Here is a 16338-nt window from a genome sequence, read left to right as displayed (position 1 = left end):
AGAAAGCCGCCTGCCGGGTTCGGCAGGCGGCTTTCTCGTCAGGCCTCAGCGGGTGGGCGCGGCCTCAGCGGTGTCCGACTCCGCGGCATCCGAGGCGGCATCCGAGACGGCATCCGGGGTGGCATCCGTCTTGTCGTCGTCGACGTCGTCCTCGGCGAACGGCAGCCCCTGGCGCGGTGCGTTGTAGAGCTCCTCGTCGAGGATGCCCTCGCGCTTGGCGACGATCGTGGGCACGAGCGCCTGGCCGGCGACGTTGACCGCGGTGCGGCCCATGTCGAGGATCGGGTCGATCGCGAGCAGCAGACCGACACCTTCCAGCGGCAGGCCCAGGGTCGACAGCGTGAGGGTGAGCATGACGACAGCGCCCGTGGTGCCCGCGGTGGCGGCAGAGCCGACCACTGAGACGAGCACGATCAGCAGGTACTGGATGATGCTGAGCTCGATGTCGAAGAACTGGGCGACGAAGATCGCGGCGATCGCCGGATAGATCGCCGCGCAGCCGTCCATCTTCGTCGTGGCGCCGAACGGCACCGCGAACGAGGCGTATGACCGCGGCACGCCGAGGTTGCGCTCGGTGACTCGCTCGGTCAGTGGCAGCGTGCCGATCGACGAGCGGCTGACGAAGGCGAGCTGGACGGCCGGCCACACGCCCGAGAAGTACTGTTTGATCGACAGGCCGTTGCTGCGCACGAGGATCGGGTAGACGACGAACAGCACGAGCGCGAGGCCGATGTAGACGGCGATGGCGAACCAGGCGAGCGAGGCGAGCTTCTCCCAGCCGTACTTGACGACGGCGGCGCCGATGAGGCCGAAGGTGCCGATCGGGGCGATGCGGATGATCCACCAGAGCACCCGCTGGATGACCTTGAGCAGCGACTCGGTGAACACGAGGAACGGTTCGGCCTTCTTGCCGGCCTTCAGCGCGGCGATGCCGACGACGGTGGCGACGACGATGACCTGCAGGATGTTGAAGCTGACGCTGGAGGCCGCGGTTCCGGCTTCGAGGTCGAGCTGGGTGTTCACACCCAGGCCGAGGAAGTTCTGCGGGATGAGCCCGAGGAGGAAGTTCCACCAGGTGCCGACGGTGTACGGCTCACCGGTCTCGAGGCCCTCGCCGGCGCGCGCGCCCGGCTGGATGACCAGGCCGAGCACGATGCCGATCGTGACGGCGATGAACGCGGTGATCGCGAACCACAGCAGCGTCTGTCCGGCCAGGCGCGCGGCGTTCTGCACGCGACGCAGGTTCGAGATGCTGGCGATGATCGCGGTGAAGATGAGCGGCACGACGGCGGCGCGCAGCAGCGTGACGTAGGAGCTGCCGATGGTGTCGAGGGTGGCCGACAGACCCGTGGGGCTGTCGGCGGTCGCGCCCTGACCCCGCGCGAGCAGGCCCACGGCGATGCCGAGGACGAGTGCTGCGATGATCTGGAAGCCGAAGGAGGTCAGCAGTCTGCGGACCGGACCTCGGGTGTCTGGCGCCTTCTGGGCGCGCGCTGTCGTACTCATGGGACTCCTTGCTCGGGGGTGCATCGGCGGGCTCGAAGTTTCGGCCCTACCTTCTCAACGCTAGGAGTCCTGCCTCATTCCTTGGGCGGGAATGACGAAGGATGACGGATGCCGCAGCATCCGTCATCCTTCACGAAACCCTCGGGTCACTCCGCCGTCAAGCACTCCTGAGCGGCGACGGTCATCTCTTCCTCGACGAGCTTCGCGGCCTCCGCGCTCGTCTGTACGTCCTTGCCGTCGGCGATGTTGGCGAGGTCCTGGTCGGACACGTCGGAGTCGACGAGCATGTCGGCGATGCAGGTGATCTGCGCTTCGGTGAACGAGTCGCCGAGGCCGCCGTCTTCGAAGATCTGCTGGATGCCGTCGGCGACCTTGTCGGAGGACGGGCGCTCGACGGGGGCCGAGCAGGCGGCGAGGGACAGCGCGACAGCCACGACGGGCAGCGCGAGGAGGAGGCGAGAGGTGCGTGTACGCAGGTTCCGGTCGACGTTCATGCGATCAGCGTACGGGTTCGCGGTAGCCGGCGAGAAGCGCCGGGGTGAGACAGGTCACTGCGTGATGCAGTCCGTGCCGGCTTCCTGCATGGTGGTCAGCACGAGGTTGTAGTCCTCATTGTTGGTGCGTGCTTCGCTGTCGCCATCAGCGATGGCCTTGAGCGTCTCGTTGGAGACCTTGGAGTCGACGAGCGCTTCTGAGAGGCACAGTGCGATCTCGTCGGTGACGGCATCGCCGGCGCCCTGCTCTTCGAGGACTTTCTTCAGGCCGGTGGAGACCTCTTCCGCCGTGGGACGCTCAACGGTTCCAGAGCAGGCGGCGAGGGAGAAGGCGAGTGCCGCGACGGGCAGCGCGAGGAGGAGGCGGGAGGTACGTGAACGCAGGTTCCGGTCGATGTTCATGCCCCCAGGCTACGGGCTCACAGGCAATCGCTAGGGTTCCGCGCATGGGGACAAATACCCATCAGTCTCGAGGTGCGAGCACGAGCAGGTCGCCCACCTCGCAGTCGAGCGCATCGCAGATCGCGCGCAGGGTGGAATAGCGGATGGCGCGGGCTCGGTCGTTCTTGAGCACCGAGAGGTTCACGATGCTCACTCCGACAGCCTCGCTGAGCTGGGTGAGGGTCATGTCTCGCGCGGCGAGCAGTTCGTCGAGCCGGCAGTGGATGCCGGTGAACTCGTCGTCGCTCGCTGCGGGGCTCATACCAGGCCCTCCGTCTCCTTCTGCAGCCGGGCGCCGTAGCGGAAGGCGGCGCTCAGCACGAACAGCGCCACGGCGACACCGATGGGCCACAGGTCGAGGGTGACGAGGACGGCCGGCTGAGGCAGTGCGTCCTGCACCGTCCACGTGTCCGGGTATCCGGTCATCGAGGCGCCGAACACCAGGGCCTCGTTCGAGGCCATGGATCCGGCGACGTCGGTGAGCAGCGGGCCGAGGACACCGGCTCCAAGGATGACGACAGCACAGATCTGGATGGTGCGCACCAGCACCGGAGCGAACGGCGCGCCGGCCTTCATTTGTCCCGCCGCACGAGCGACGAGGAAGGCCACCGAGGCCGGCAGCAGTACGGAGAGCAACTGCCCGATCGCCCACAGGATGCGCGGAGCCGGTGACAGCCCAGACAGTGTCAGCTGTGCCACCGCCGTCGTCGACCCCTCGATGCTCGCACCAGAGGATTCGATGGTGACACCGGGCATCGGCATCGGCCAGACATTGCTGTACGGCACGTCCATCGTGACCGACGGGCTCGCCAGGTTGAGGGCCAGGCCCACTGCCCCGACGACGAGCAGGAGCACGGTGATGATCCATGCGAGCAAGCGCAGCAGATCGAAGGCCCGCTGGTTGCCCTCACTCAGGCGCTTCGCGAGAAGCCAGATAGCGATCGCCACGAGCGCCACCACCAGGGCGGTGAGGGCGAGGTTGAACGTTCCCATCAGATCAATCCTTCCGTTTCGCGCTGCAGTCGTGCCCCGACTGTGAACACGCTGCCGACGATGGCAATCGCGAACGCCGCGAGCACGAAGGTGAAGGGGTCGACGGTCAGCAGCGCGATCTCGACAGGGTCGTCCACCAGCTGGAACATGGCCGAGTTCGCGAGCATGCTCCCGAAGAAGTCGGATGCCGTGAAGCCGACGAGCCCCGTGATACCGGCGGTCATCACGAGTGCCGTGTTGCGGCGGCCGAACACGCGACCGCGCTGCAACTGGCGGCTGAGCGCGACCAGGCAGAAGACGATCGTGATGACCGTGACGACGAAGGCGACCTGCCCCATGACGCCGTAGGCGATCGCGCCCGAGTTCAGCTGCGGCACGGTGACCGTTCCGCTGTCCAGCGCGACGGGGACAGCGGAACCCGAAGCGGCTGCCTGTACGGGCGTGCCCATGAAATCCACCACCACCCCAACGTCCGTGCCCCGGACGAGTTCGACGATCCGCGCCCCTGCGTTCCACGCGGTCCAGGCGGCGATCGCCACCCCCGCGACGACGAAGGCGCCCATGGCAAGAGCATCCGCTCTGCTCAATGTTCGTGTCTCACCGCTCATGTCCCGACCTCCATATCGATAATCGTTGTTATCGCTTTTCGTTAACATAACGACTGTCGATAAATCCGTCAAGACCCCTCTATGCCGACGGCGAACACGGGCATTCCTGCTTCGCCCGGTGGTTACTCTCGATGTACAAGGCGCACAGCCGCTTCGCCGCGTGCGAAAAGGAGTCACAGCATGTTCGAGAGATTCACCGACCGAGCCCGTCGTGTCGTCGTCCTCGCCCAAGAAGAGGCGAAGATGCTCAACCACAACTACATCGGCACCGAGCACATCCTGCTCGGCCTCATCCACGAGGGCGAGGGTGTCGCGGCCAAGGCCCTCGAGAGCCTCGGCATCTCGCTCGACGCCGTGCGCGAGCAGGTGCAGGACATCATCGGTCAGGGGCAGCAGCAGCCGACGGGGCACATCCCGTTCACCCCGCGCGCCAAGAAGGTCCTCGAGCTGAGCCTGCGCGAAGCGCTGCAGCTCGGCCACAACTACATCGGCACCGAGCACATCCTGCTCGGCCTCATCCGTGAGGGCGAGGGTGTCGCCGCCCAGGTGCTCGTCAAGCTCGGCGCCGACCTGAACAAGGTGCGCCAGCAGGTCATCCAGCTGCTCTCGGGCGCTCCCGGCCGTGAGCCGGCCGCGGTCGGCGCGCAGACGCACGAGAACCAGCAGTCCGCGCAGGGCGGTTCGCAGGTGCTCGACCAGTTCGGCCGTAACCTCACCCAGGCCGCGCGCGACAACAAGCTCGACCCGGTGATCGGCCGTGAGAAGGAGATCGAGCGGGTCATGCAGATCCTCTCGCGTCGCTCCAAGAACAACCCCGTCCTCATCGGTGAGCCCGGCGTCGGCAAGACCGCCGTCGTCGAGGGCCTTGCCCAGGCGATCGTCAAGGGCGATGTGCCCGAGACGCTCAAGGACAAGCAGCTCTACTCGCTCGACCTCGGCTCGCTCATCGCCGGTTCCCGCTACCGCGGTGACTTCGAAGAGCGTCTGAAGAAGGTCACCAAGGAGATCCGCACGCGCGGCGACATCATCGTCTTCATCGACGAGATCCACACCCTCGTGGGTGCCGGTGCCGCCGAGGGCGCGATCGACGCCGCCAGCATCCTCAAGCCGCTGCTCGCGCGTGGTGAGCTGCAGACGGTCGGTGCGACCACCCTCGACGAGTACCGCAAGTACTTCGAGAAGGATGCCGCTCTCGAGCGCCGGTTCCAGCCGATTCAGGTGAACGAGCCGAGCCTGCCGCACGCGATCAACATCCTCAAGGGTCTGCGCGACCGCTACGAGGCGCACCACAAGGTGCAGATCACCGATGGCGCGATCGTCGCCGCGGCGAACCTCGCCGACCGCTACGTCTCTGACCGGTTCCTGCCGGACAAGGCCATCGACCTGATCGATGAGGCCGGTGCGCGTCTGCGTCTGAGCATCCTCTCCAGCCCGCCCGAGCTGCGCGAGTTCGACGAGCGCATCGCGAAGGTGCGCGAGGAGAAGGAGGCTGCGAGCGAAGAGCAGGACTTCGAGAAGGCCGCGTCGCTGCGCGACCAGGAGAAGGAACTGCTCGGTGAGCGTCTGCGTCTCGAGAAGCAGTGGCGCTCCGGCGATGTCGGCACCCGTGCCGTCGTCGACGAGGGCCTGATCGCCGAGGTGCTGGCCCAGGCCACCGGCATCCCCGTCTTCAAGCTCACCGAAGAGGAGTCCTCGCGGCTGGTCTTCATGGAGAAGGCGCTGCACCAGCGCGTCGTCGGTCAGGAAGAGGCCATCGCGGCGCTCTCCCGCACGATCCGTCGTCAGCGTGCCGGCCTCAAGGACCCGAAGCGTCCCTCGGGCTCGTTCATCTTCGCCGGCCCGACCGGCGTCGGAAAGACCGAGCTCGCCAAGGCGCTCGCGGAGTTCCTCTTCGATGACGAGGCCGCTCTCATCTCGCTCGACATGAGCGAGTTCGGCGAGAAGCACACCGTCTCGCGGCTGTTCGGTGCCCCTCCCGGGTTCGTCGGCTTCGAAGAGGGTGGCCAGCTCACCGAGAAGGTGCGCCGCAAGCCGTTCTCGGTCGTGCTCTTCGACGAGATCGAGAAGGCCCACCCCGACATCTTCAACTCGCTGCTGCAGATCCTCGAAGAAGGCCGTCTCACCGACGGTCAGGGCCGGATCGTCGACTTCAAGAACACCGTGATCATCATGACGACCAACCTCGGTTCGTCGGCGATCGCCGGTGGTCCGGTCGGCTTCCAGGTCGAAGGCAACTCGCAGACCACGTACGAGCGGATGAAGGGCAAGGTCGACGAAGAGCTCAAGCGCCACTTCAAGCCCGAGTTCCTCAACCGTGTCGACGACATCATCGTCTTCCCGCAGCTGAACAAGGAGGAACTGCGCCAGATCGTCGGCCTGTTCACCAAGCAGCTGGGCGACCGCCTGCTCGACCGCGACATGACGGTGGAGCTGACGGATGCCGCGAAGGACAAGCTCATCGAGATCGGCTTCGATCCCACCCTCGGTGCCCGGCCCCTGCGCCGCGCCATGCAGCGTGAGATCGAGGATCAGCTCTCCGAGCGCATCCTGCACGGCCAGCTCAACAGCGGCGACCACGTGAAGGTTGACGTCGTCGACGGCAAGTTCGCCTTCGAGCACGCGCCGCGGGGCGAGAAGGTCTCCGTCGGGGTCGACACCAGCGGTGGCATCTCGGCCACCCCCGACCTCGTCGCGGGCGACACGGTCTGATCAGACACAGAGAAGGGGCGGATGCTGCGGCATCCGCCCCTTCTGCGTGTCAGCGCTTCTCGGCGGTGGGGTCGCCGACGGAGCGGTAGATCGTCGGGTAGCGCCGCTGCGCAGCCTGGTGGCTTGGCCGCTCGACGAAGCGGTACAGAATCTCCGCGGCAACGCAGGTGAGCAGCAGACAGACCAGGCCCGCATACGCGAGGACGACCAGCCCCGGCCCCGGGAGCAGAACGGCCACCGCTCCGGAGAGCAGCACGATGGGCTGGTGGATCAGATAGAAGCTGTATGCGCGCTGGCCGAGTTTCTCGAGAGCACCCAGGAAACGCCCGGGGCGGAACAGCACGAACACCCAGACCAGGGTCGCCCCGCTGAGCCCCCACATCGACAGGTCTACGCCCGAGGGAGCTTCGAAGGTCGTCGCGAGGACGGCGAGAAGGCCGACGACGGCGGCTGATACCCAGGCGATGGTGCGGTGCTGACGTGACTGACGGAGTCGTCCCAGGTCGGCGCGCGCCAGGACAGTGGCCAATGCCATGCCGATCACGAACTGCACGAGGCGCATCGGCAGGGTGTGCGGGTCTGACGGGAATCCATCGAGCAGCCCGCCGAAGGACGCGCCGGTCAAGCTCAGCGTCACGCACAGCGCGGCGGCCAGCAGCGTCACGACGATGCCGCCGAACCGGTAGATGGCGACGAGCAGGAGCGGGAACACCAAGTACAGGGTGATCTCCAGCGACACGCTCCACAGCGATCCGTTGATCGAACTCAGTGTCGGGACGAAGACGGTCTGGAGCCCGAAAGCATGCACGATCACGTCCCAGGCGGACGCGCGCGGGCCGACGACGAGCGGCGCGAGCGGGCCCGTCGCCAGGATGGCGGCGATCGCCAGGGCGACCTAGTAGGCGGGAAGGATGCGCCACATCCGGCGACCGTAGAACTGGGCGACGTCGACGGTGCGACCCGGCTTCGTGAAGGGGATCATGAGCACGAAGCCGGACAAGACCACGAAGACGTCGACGCCGTGGGCGCCGATCTGCGTGAACTTCACAAACCGTTCCGGAAGTTCGAGCTCGCCCCAATAGGCGGCGATGTGGCACACGAACACGGCGAGGGCGGCGAGGCCGCGCAGGGCGTCGAGGCCACCGACGCGATCGGGCCGACGCGCGGGCGTGGGATTCACGCGCTCAGCATAGCGGCGCACATCTAATCTGGATGACGTGAGCGACTACATCGTCCGGCCGGCGCGCAGCGCCGACATCCTCGGCATCCACCGTCTGCTGGAGCCGATGGTGAGCCGACGCGTGCTGCTCGGCAAGGATCTCGCCGTGCTCTACGGCGCGGTGCAGGAGTTCGTCGTCGCCGAGGCAGACGGAGAGATGATCGGATGCGGCGCTCTGCACGTCATGTGGGAAGACCTCGGTGAGGTGCGCACGCTGCTGGTCCGCGAGGACTGGCTGCATCACGGTGTGGGCCGCCGGCTCGTCGAATCCCTGGAGCGCCGGGCCCGGGATCTGGGCCTCAGCCGCCTGTTCTGCCTGACCTTCGAGGTCGACTTCTTCACCCACCGCGGCTTCGCGCCCATCGGTGAACAGGTGGTCGACGCCGACGTCTACTCGCAGCTGCTGCGCAGCGGCGACGCGGGTGTCGAGGAGTTCCTCGACCTCGCCCACGTCAAGCCCAACACCCTCGGCAACACCAGGATGCTCAAGCACCTGATCTAGCCTGGAGATATGCCCCGACATTCCGCTGCCGTCTATCGCCGTCGGCGTCTGGCGCTGCTGCTCGTCGTGCTGCTCGTGCTCGGCCTGATCGGGGGCGGCATCTGGCTGGCCGTGGCACAACCGTGGAACGCGGCCCCCGGCCCAACCCCGACACCCAGCGCCAGCGCCAGCGAGGAATCCCAGCCCTCGCCCTCGGCGCAGGAGACGGCATCGCCCGAGCCGCAAGAGACGCCGACGATCGCCGCCTGCGCGGCGACGGATGTGCAGGTGCGGGCACTGACGGACGCAGAAAGCTATGCGTCCGGCGCCCTGCCGCAGCTGTCGATCGAGCTGACCAACACCTCGAAGAACGACTGCACCATCAACGTGGGATCCAGCACGCAGAAGTTCATCGTCGCGAGCGGCGACGACGTGTGGTGGCGCTCGACGGACTGCCAGCAGGAGCCGAGCGACATGGTCGTCACGCTCACCGCGGGGCAGTCGGTGACCAGCGTGCAGCCGGTCACCTGGGATCGCACGCGGTCGTCGACCGACACGTGCGAGCAGGAGAATCGTCCGCGCGCTCCGGGGGGCGGCGCCTCGTATCACGTCACGGTGTCAATCGGCGGTTTCGAGAGCGAGCAGTCGCGCCAGATCATGCTCTACTGAGCGCCTCGTCACTGCGCCATGGTGCATGCGACGCATGCTCACCAGAGCGACTTTCACGAACATTCATGCTCGTTTCTGCGCACTTCCGACATAACTGATGCAGAGACTATAAATCCAAGACAGTCGCCAGTATTTTGGGATACCATTGAATGCGGTTCTCCGCTAACGCGGTGCAAGCCATCCCCAGTGGTGTCGACTCCAGCGTCCCCAGCGCTTCGACAAGCACCGCATGAGAGCCTGCGGGCCCTCTCGAGTTCCCCAGTCCCCAATGGTGGATTCGAGAGGGCCCCATCTTTTTGCTCTCCTCCTAAGCTGGAGACATGGCGAAGAAGAAGGCCCGCGGAAAGGGCAAGCCGGCACCGGAGGAGTTCCGCTCCGAAGCACTCGCGCAGGCTCTCGAGAAGCAGGATGTCGCAGGCGTCGCACTCGCCTTGCGGCACGGCAATACCGTGGTTCCGCTGATCAAGCCTGGGGCGCGCGACAACCCCCTCGACAGCGGTGAAGTCTGGACCTACCGCGATCCGAACACGGGCGATGTCGCCCTGCTGCTGTTCAGCGACGCGGCGAACAAACCGGCGAACCTCCCGCCGGGTGTGGCGATCTACTCGCCGCAGTGGCTGAAGACGTTCCTCACCACCCATTTCGACGAGATCACCACGGTGTTCCTCGACATTGCCGGCCCGCATCCGATGCAGGCCTCTCCGCACGAACTGCTCAAGGCCCTCGAGGCCTGACCCTTCGACAGGCTCAGGGACCGCCCTTCGACAGGCTCAGGGACCGCCCTTCGACAGGCTCAGGGACCGCCCTTCGACAGGCTCAGGGACCGCCCTTCGACAGGCTCAGGGACCGCCCTTCGACACGCCGCGCGGTTCCTGCGCGAGGAGCGCAGCGACGAGACGAAGGGCGCCCAGGGTGGCTCAGAAGGCCGGAATTTCGTCTTCGCGGCGGCGCTGCGTGGAGCGTGAGCGCACATCACCCAGCGCGGCGCGCAGGGTCTTCGAGCGATCGTCGACCACCTGCTGGTACCCCAGGCGTGCCGCCTCGCTGCGCCGCTGCGCGGCCTGCACCACCGGGCGGATCTCGCCCGCGAGCGACAGCTCGCCGACGGCTGCCACGGTGCGCGGCACCGAGAAGTGCTGCATCGACCCGGCCACCGCCACGGCGATCGCGAGGTCGGCCGCCGGTTCGGTGAATCGCACCCCGCCGACGGTCGACACGTACACGTCGAGCTTCGAGGTCGAGATGCCCGCGCGTCGCTCCAGGATCGCCAGCACCATCGCCACGCGTGAGGAGTCGAGCCCGTGCACCACTCGGCGCGGATTCGGTGCACTCGAGTCGATCGTCAGCGCCTGCACCTCGACCGGCAGGGCGCGCCGGCCCTCCAGCGCGATCGCCACACAGGTGCCAGGCTCGGCCGCGCCCTGCGACAGGAACAGGCCGCTCGGGTCGGGTACCTCGGCGATGCCGGCACCGGTCATCTCGAAGCATCCGACTTCGTCAGTCGGACCGAACCGGTTCTTCAGCGCGCGCACGAACCGCAGCGCCGTCTGCCTGTCGCCCTCGAAATGGCACACCACGTCGACGAGGTGCTCCAGCACGCGGGGCCCTGCGACCTGACCGTCTTTGGTGACGTGCCCGACGAGGATGACGGGCAGATTGCGTTCCTTCGCCACCCGGATGAGCGTCGCGGCGACCTCACGCACCTGACTCGGCTGACCCGCCGCGCCGTCGATGAGTCCCGAGGCCACGGTCTGCACCGAGTCGACGATCACCAGTTCGGGGCGCACCTCGTCGATGTGCCCGAGAATCGTGGCGAGGTCGGTCTCGCTGGCCAGGAACAGTTCGTCGTGCAGGGCTCCGGTGCGTTCGGCGCGCAGGCGCACCTGGGCGGGCGACTCCTCGGCGCTCGCATAGAGCACGCGCCGACCCGACCGCGCCGCTTGGGCTGCGACCTCGAGCAGCAGCGTCGACTTGCCGACACCGGGCTCTCCGCTGAGCAGGATGGCGGCGCCGGGCACGATGCCGCCGCCGAGCACCCGATCGAACTCGCCGACGCCACTGGTGCGCCGCGGAGCCTCGGTGGTGCTGATAGCCGTGATCGGCCTCGCCGCACGCTCAGCGGTGGGCGCGAGCGCCGTCACCTGCCGCACGATGCCGGTCTGCGCCACCTGCTCCTGCACGGTTCCCCACTGCTGGCACTCACCGCACCGGCCCACCCATTTCGCGGTCGTCCACCCACATTCGGTGCAGACGAAAGCAGGGGGAGCGGGGCGACGGGTTGCCATGGAACCCAGGTTATCCGCGGCATCCGACACCGAGGTTCGGGGCGGACGTCGATTATTCACGGCCCACCCGTACGCGCCCGAGCGGGCGACCGTGAATAATGGAGCTATGGCAGGCGGCGGGCTCGTCTATGGGCCGATCTCGAGCTACTCCCGGGTGCGGATCCTGCACCTGGTGCAGACCCGATCCGACCGCACGATCGGGGAGCTCTGCGATGCCACCGGGCTGCACGCGAACACCGTCCGCGAGCACCTGCAGCGCCTGATCGAGGGTGGCTACGTCATCGCTGCCACAGAGCGGCGCACCACCCGTGGCCGTCCGCGCACGCTGTACAGCGCCGCCACCGGCGCGCCGGGCGCCTCCAGCCCTGTCGCGCGCGACAAAGTCGCCGAGGCCGCGCGCCGCGGCGACCTCATGCGGCGGATGCTCGACGAAGACGACTCCGACCTCGGACGTGAGGCAACCTACCAGCTCGACGCTCTCGTCGAGCACCTCGAGGAGAGCGGCTTCGAGCCCGTGCTCGACGAGCAGGCACTCACCCTCGAGCTGAGCCCGTGCCCGCACGCGGCATCCCGCCCCGAGCATCGCCCCACGCTCTGCCAGGTGCACCTCGGCCTCATGCAGGGTGTGCTCACGCAGGCCGGCGGCCCGCTCGTCGCCGAATGCGTGCTCGCGGCATCCCGCACCGAGGACTGCACCGTGCAGCTGCGCCTGGCCGCCCCGGCCGCCTGACTTTTTTCACGGCCACACCGGTGGCCGCGTGGGCACCGACGCCCGTAACCTGACACACAGGATCGAGAACGAGGAGTCGCGCATGGAATGGCTTGATCCGCTGGCGCTCGCACGCTGGCAGTTCGGACTGACCACGGTCTACCACTACCTGTTCGTGCCCCTCACGATCGGCATGGCGCTGATCTCGGCGATCTTCCAGACCGCCTGGGTGCGCACGGGCAAGGTGCAGTACCTGCACCTCACGCGTCTGTTCGGCAAGATCCTGCTCATCAACTTCGCCATGGGCGTGGTCACCGGCATCGTGCAGGAGTTCCAGTTCGGCATGAACTGGTCGGACTACTCCCGCTTCGTCGGTGACGTGTTCGGTGCCCCGCTCGCGTTCGAGGGCCTGCTGGCGTTCTTCTTCGAGGCCACCTTCATCGGGCTGTGGATCTTCGGGTGGGACAAGCTGCCGCAGAAGCTGCACCTGGCCACCATCTGGTGCGTCTCGATCGGCAGCATCCTGTCGGCCTACTTCATCATCGCCGCCAACGCGTTCATGCAGAACCCGGTCGGCTACGAGTACAACGCCGCCACCAATCGCGCCGAGCTGGTCGACTTCTGGGCGCTGCTGACCAATCCCGTCGCTCTTGCGGCGTTCCCACACACGATCTTCGGCGCGCTGATGTTCGCGTCAGGTGTCGTGATCTCCGTCTCGGCGTGGCATCTCGCGCGGGGCCAGCACACCGAGACCATGCGCATCTCGCTGAAGTTCGGTCTGTGGGCGATCCTCGTCGCCACCGCCGGCGTGGTCATCACCGGTGACCAGCTGGGCCTGGCGATGTACGCCACCCAGCCGATGAAGATGGCCGCCGCGGAGGCGACCTACAACACGGTGTGCGGTAAGGATGCGGCGTTCAGCCTCTTCACGCTCGGTACGCCGGACGGCAAGACCGACCTGTTCAGCATCCGCGTGCCCTACCTGCTGTCGGTGCTCTCCAACCACACCCTCGACGGGTGCGTGCACGGCATCAACGACCTCAACGCTGAGTACGCGGTGAAGTACGCCGACACCGGCCTGACCGACTTCGCCCCGGTGCTGTGGGTGACCTACTGGGCCTTCCGCTGGATGATCGGGCTCGGCCTGCTGCACGCCTTCATCGCCGTCGTCGGCCTGTGGGTGACCCGCAAGGGGGCGAAGAACCCGCCCGCCAAGTGGATGTGGAAGATCGCGATCTGGTCGTACCCGCTCGCGCTCGGCGCCAACATCGTCGGCTGGGTCTTCACCGAGATGGGCCGCCAACCCTGGATCGTGTTCAGCCTCATGACCACGCAGGACGGCGTCTCTCCCGGTGTCTCCGGGGGAGAGGTGCTCACCTCGCTCATCGCCTTCACCGCGATCTACGCCGCCCTCGCGGTGGTCGAGATCCGACTCATCATCAAGGCCGCCCAGAAGGGCCCCGACACGTCCGAGACCCACGACGAGGCGACCCCCGTGTCGTCGGTCGTCTACTGATCGGAAGGAACGGACATGGACCTCGCCTACCTCTGGTTCTGGATCATCACCTTCTTCTTCGTCGGCTACTTCGTGCTCGACGGGTTCGACTTCGGTGTCGGCATGTCGCTGCCGTTCCTCGGCAAGAACGACGTCTCGCGCCGCCAGGTCATCAACACGATCGGCCCGGTGTGGGATCTCAACGAGACCTGGCTGATCGTCGCCGGCGCCTGCCTGTTCGCGTCGTTCCCGGAGTGGTACGCGACGCTGTTCAGCGGGTTCTACCTGCCGCTGCTGATCATCCTGCTCGCGCTCATCCTGCGTGGTGTCTCGTTCGAGTACCGGCACCAGCGCGACAGCGCGAAGTGGAAGCGCGGGTTCGACAACATGATCGTCATCGGCTCCGCCGTGCCGGCGCTGCTGTGGGGTGTCGCCTTCGGCAACATCGTGCAGGGCGTGCCGCTGGATGAGAACCACATCTTCACCGGCAACCTGTTCACGCTGCTGAACCCGTACGGCCTGCTCGTGGGCGTGACCACCCTGCTGCTGTTCTTCGTGCATGGCGTCGCGTTCGTCGCGCTGAAGACCGACGGCCAGGTGCACGAGGATGCTCGCACGCTGGTGCGCAAGGCCGCCATCCCCGCCATCATCGCTGCCGCGGGCACCGTCGTCTGGACGATCGTGCTCGCCGCCGGCCGCGAGGCGCCGCTGCTGTGGCTGGTGATCGCGTGCGGTGCGGTCGCCGCGGTGTTCCTCATCAACCTCTTCGTGTTCTCGGTGCGCGGGCTCGACGGGTGGGCGTTCTTCAGCGGCATCCTGGCGATCCTCTTCGCCGTGGTGATGCTGTTCGCGGCGCTGTTCCCGTACGTGCTGCCGTCGACCACGGCTGACGCGAACAGCCTGACGATCGCGAACGCCTCGAGCACGCCGTACACGCTGCAGATCATGTCGTGGACCGCGCTGGTCGCGATGCCCCTCGTGCTCGCCTACCAGGCGTGGACGTACTGGGTGTTCCGCAAGCGCGTCACCCGCACCTCGATCGAGGCGGCGCCGGCGCACGCGTGAAACCGGTCGATCCGAGGCTGCTGCGGTACGCGGGTGCGGCGAGGGGGTTCCTCGTCGCATCCGCGCTGATCGGCATCGCGCAGACGGCGGTGACCATCGCGTTCGCGTGGCTGCTCACCGACACGCTCACCGGCGTGATCGCCGGGCGGGATGTCACACGCTCGATGGTGCTGCTCGTCGTGGCGGCGCTGCTGCGCGGCATCCTCATCGCTGCCTCGGATGCCGCCGGGTCTCGCGCCGCCGCGAAGACCGGCGCCGAATTGCGCGCCGCACTGATCGCCGCGGTCGGCACGCTCGGGCCGGGGTGGCTGGCCAGACGCAACCAGGCGGAGCTCGCCGTCACCGCCGGGCACGGCCTGGACGCGCTGGATGCCTACTTCGCCCGGTACATCCCGCAGCTGGTGCTCACGGTCATCGCGACCCCCGTGCTGCTGCTCGTCATCTGGTGGCAGGATTGGCCGAGTGGCCTGACGGCGACGATCACGCTGCCGCTCATCCCGATCTTCCTGATCCTCATCGGCATCGCCACACGCACGGTGCAGCGACGCCAGTGGAAGACGCTGCAGCAGTTGGCCGCCCGGTTCGCCGACACCGTGCAGGGGCTCTCGACGCTGCGTCTGTTCGGTCGGGAGTGGCGCGCGGCCGCGCGCATCGAGGTGACCGCTGACGAGTATCGGCGCGAGACGATGAAGGTGCTGCGGTTCTCGTTCCTGTCGGGGTTCGCGATGGAGCTGTTGTCGTCGCTGGCCGTGGCGCTGATCGCCGTGGCCGTGGGCTTCCGGCTGCTGGCGGGGGAGCTTCCGCTCGAGGTCGGGTTGTTCGTGCTGCTGCTCGCGCCCGAGGTCTTCCTGCCGATTCGGCAGGTGGGTGTGCAGTTCCACGCGGCCGCCGAGGGCGTCGCCGCGACCGAGGACGTGTTCGCGGTGCTCGACGAGGCCGCGGCTGCGGGGTCTTCGGCGGACGGCGTACCCCACGCGGGATCCGCGCCGTCGGTGCGCGCGGCATCGGCGCTGCGGGTGCGGGACCTGCGGGTGCGCGACCTGCCGCCGGTCACCCTCACCGCTGATCCGGGTACGATCACGCTCATCGAAGGGCCCAGCGGCGTCGGCAAGTCGAGCCTGTTCGCCGCGCTGCGCGGCGCCGAGGCGTTCACCGGCGAGGCGCGGCTGGGCGAGGCCGATGTGCGCGAACTCGACCCGGCCGACTGGCTGGCGTGGGCCGGGCAGACGCCGGGGCTGCTGCAGGGCACGATCGGCGCGAACGTCGCGCTGGGTTCGGAGCTGTCGGCCGTCGCGGTGCGGGACGCGCTGGATGCCGCCTGCGCGGACGATCTGGATGCCGCGCAGGAGCTCGGCGTGCAGGGCGCGGGACTGTCGGGCGGCCAGCAGCAGCGGGTCGCCGTGGCCCGCGCGCTGTACCGGCACGCGGCCGATCCGCGTCGGGTGCTGTTGCTGGATGAACCCTCGAGCGCCCTCGACCCCGAGACCGAGGCGCGCCTGTGGGCATCGCTGCGCGGGATCGCGGATGCCGGTGCGACCGTGCTGCTCATCTCGCACCGTCGCTCGGCGCGGGCCATCGCCGACGAGGTCGTGACGCTCCGTGGGGACGGGGACGCTTCGACAAGCTCAGCGACCCAGGAGGCGCCGGCCCCTGAGCCTGTCGAA

At 67.6% G+C, this 16338-nt stretch carries 14 protein-coding genes and 2 pseudogenes; 8 read left to right on the top strand and 8 right to left on the bottom strand.

The genetic code is table 11. The features are described 5' to 3' along the window. Positions 1 to 45 precede the first annotated feature (45 nt). The 6 genes from WDU93_RS01170 to WDU93_RS01145 all read right to left on the bottom strand — a co-directional run bounded on the left by WDU93_RS01170 (position 46) and on the right by WDU93_RS01145 (position 4042). Positions 46 to 1506 (bottom strand): dicarboxylate/amino acid:cation symporter, encoded by a 1461-nt coding sequence (locus WDU93_RS01170; RefSeq protein WP_337316506.1) that lies wholly within the window; start codon positions 1504 to 1506, stop codon positions 46 to 48. 146 nt (positions 1507 to 1652) lie between these two features. After that, on the bottom strand, positions 1653 to 2000 hold the full coding sequence (locus WDU93_RS01165; protein WP_337316505.1) for a hypothetical protein: 348 nt from the start codon (positions 1998 to 2000) through the stop codon (positions 1653 to 1655). Between the two features lie 54 nt (positions 2001 to 2054). Further along, positions 2055 to 2402 carry a hypothetical protein gene (locus WDU93_RS01160; RefSeq protein ID WP_337316503.1) on the bottom strand — a complete coding sequence of 116 codons (348 nt, stop codon included), beginning with the start codon at positions 2400 to 2402 and terminating at the stop codon, positions 2055 to 2057. A 61-nt stretch (positions 2403 to 2463) separates the two neighbouring features. Then, the gene (locus WDU93_RS01155; RefSeq protein ID WP_337316502.1) at positions 2464 to 2703 is read right to left on the bottom strand and encodes a helix-turn-helix domain-containing protein; all 240 of its coding nucleotides are present in this window, start codon (positions 2701 to 2703) and stop codon (positions 2464 to 2466) included. Continuing rightward, positions 2700 to 3434, bottom strand: a complete 735-nt coding sequence (locus tag WDU93_RS01150; RefSeq protein WP_337316500.1) for a Rossmann-fold NAD(P)-binding domain-containing protein — start codon at positions 3432 to 3434, stop codon at positions 2700 to 2702. Before WDU93_RS01150 ends, WDU93_RS01155 begins: the two co-directional genes overlap by 4 nt. Next, on the bottom strand, positions 3434 to 4042 hold the full coding sequence (locus WDU93_RS01145; RefSeq protein WP_337316498.1) for a DUF2975 domain-containing protein: 609 nt from the start codon (positions 4040 to 4042) through the stop codon (positions 3434 to 3436). The genes WDU93_RS01150 and WDU93_RS01145 overlap by 1 nt, the downstream gene beginning before the upstream one ends. A 180-nt stretch (positions 4043 to 4222) precedes the next feature. Here WDU93_RS01145 and WDU93_RS01140 point away from each other — a divergent pair, with 180 nt between their 5' ends. Beyond that, a complete protein-coding gene (locus tag WDU93_RS01140; RefSeq protein ID WP_337316495.1) occupies positions 4223 to 6751 on the top strand; it encodes an ATP-dependent Clp protease ATP-binding subunit in 2529 nt (842 codons plus the stop codon). Positions 6752 to 6800: 49 nt separating this feature from the next. Here the strand turns inward: WDU93_RS01140 and WDU93_RS01135 are convergent. Further along, positions 6801 to 7931: pseudogene (locus WDU93_RS01135) on the bottom strand (acyltransferase family protein). Between the two features lie 37 nt (positions 7932 to 7968). On the opposite strand from WDU93_RS01135, the gene WDU93_RS01130 reads away from it, so the two are divergent. The 3 genes from WDU93_RS01130 to WDU93_RS01120 all read left to right on the top strand — a co-directional run bounded on the left by WDU93_RS01130 (position 7969) and on the right by WDU93_RS01120 (position 9854). Beyond that, the gene (locus tag WDU93_RS01130) at positions 7969 to 8472 is read left to right on the top strand and encodes an amino-acid N-acetyltransferase (protein ID WP_337316493.1); all 504 of its coding nucleotides are present in this window, start codon (positions 7969 to 7971) and stop codon (positions 8470 to 8472) included. Between the two features lie 9 nt (positions 8473 to 8481). After that, entirely contained in the window at positions 8482 to 9120 is a 639-nt protein-coding gene (locus WDU93_RS01125) for a hypothetical protein (protein ID WP_337316492.1), read from the top strand. A 320-nt stretch (positions 9121 to 9440) separates the two neighbouring features. Further along, complete coding sequence (locus WDU93_RS01120) at positions 9441 to 9854, top strand: dehydrogenase (RefSeq protein ID WP_337316491.1); 414 nt, start codon at positions 9441 to 9443, stop codon at positions 9852 to 9854. 183 nt (positions 9855 to 10037) lie between these two features. Here the strand turns inward: WDU93_RS01120 and radA are convergent, their stop codons facing one another. Then, positions 10038 to 11405, bottom strand: a complete 1368-nt coding sequence (radA, locus tag WDU93_RS01115) for a DNA repair protein RadA (RefSeq protein ID WP_337316489.1) — start codon at positions 11403 to 11405, stop codon at positions 10038 to 10040. Between the two features lie 106 nt (positions 11406 to 11511). Between radA and WDU93_RS01110 the strand changes: the two genes are divergently transcribed. From WDU93_RS01110 to cydD, 4 genes and pseudogenes are all read left to right on the top strand, one after another. Beyond that, a complete protein-coding gene (locus WDU93_RS01110) occupies positions 11512 to 12135 on the top strand; it encodes an ArsR family transcriptional regulator (protein WP_337316488.1) in 624 nt (207 codons plus the stop codon). 82 nt (positions 12136 to 12217) lie between these two features. Next, positions 12218 to 13630 (top strand): cytochrome ubiquinol oxidase subunit I, encoded by a 1413-nt coding sequence (locus WDU93_RS01105; protein WP_337316485.1) that lies wholly within the window; start codon positions 12218 to 12220, stop codon positions 13628 to 13630. 15 nt (positions 13631 to 13645) lie between these two features. Further along, positions 13646 to 14674, top strand: coding sequence for a cytochrome d ubiquinol oxidase subunit II (gene cydB, locus WDU93_RS01100; RefSeq protein ID WP_337316483.1), 1029 nt, complete (start codon positions 13646 to 13648; stop codon positions 14672 to 14674). Then, positions 14671 to 16272, top strand: a pseudogene (gene cydD / locus WDU93_RS01095) (thiol reductant ABC exporter subunit CydD); the annotation flags it as partial. The gene cydB and the pseudogene cydD, both read left to right, overlap by 4 nt. Positions 16273 to 16338 lie beyond the last annotated feature (66 nt).

This window comes from Microbacterium istanbulense, assembly GCF_037204145.1.
Taxonomy (GTDB): Bacteria; Actinomycetota; Actinomycetes; order Actinomycetales; family Microbacteriaceae; genus Microbacterium; species Microbacterium istanbulense.
Note: the sequence above shows the minus strand (reverse complement) of the source record. Positions and strands in the feature narration are given on the sequence as shown.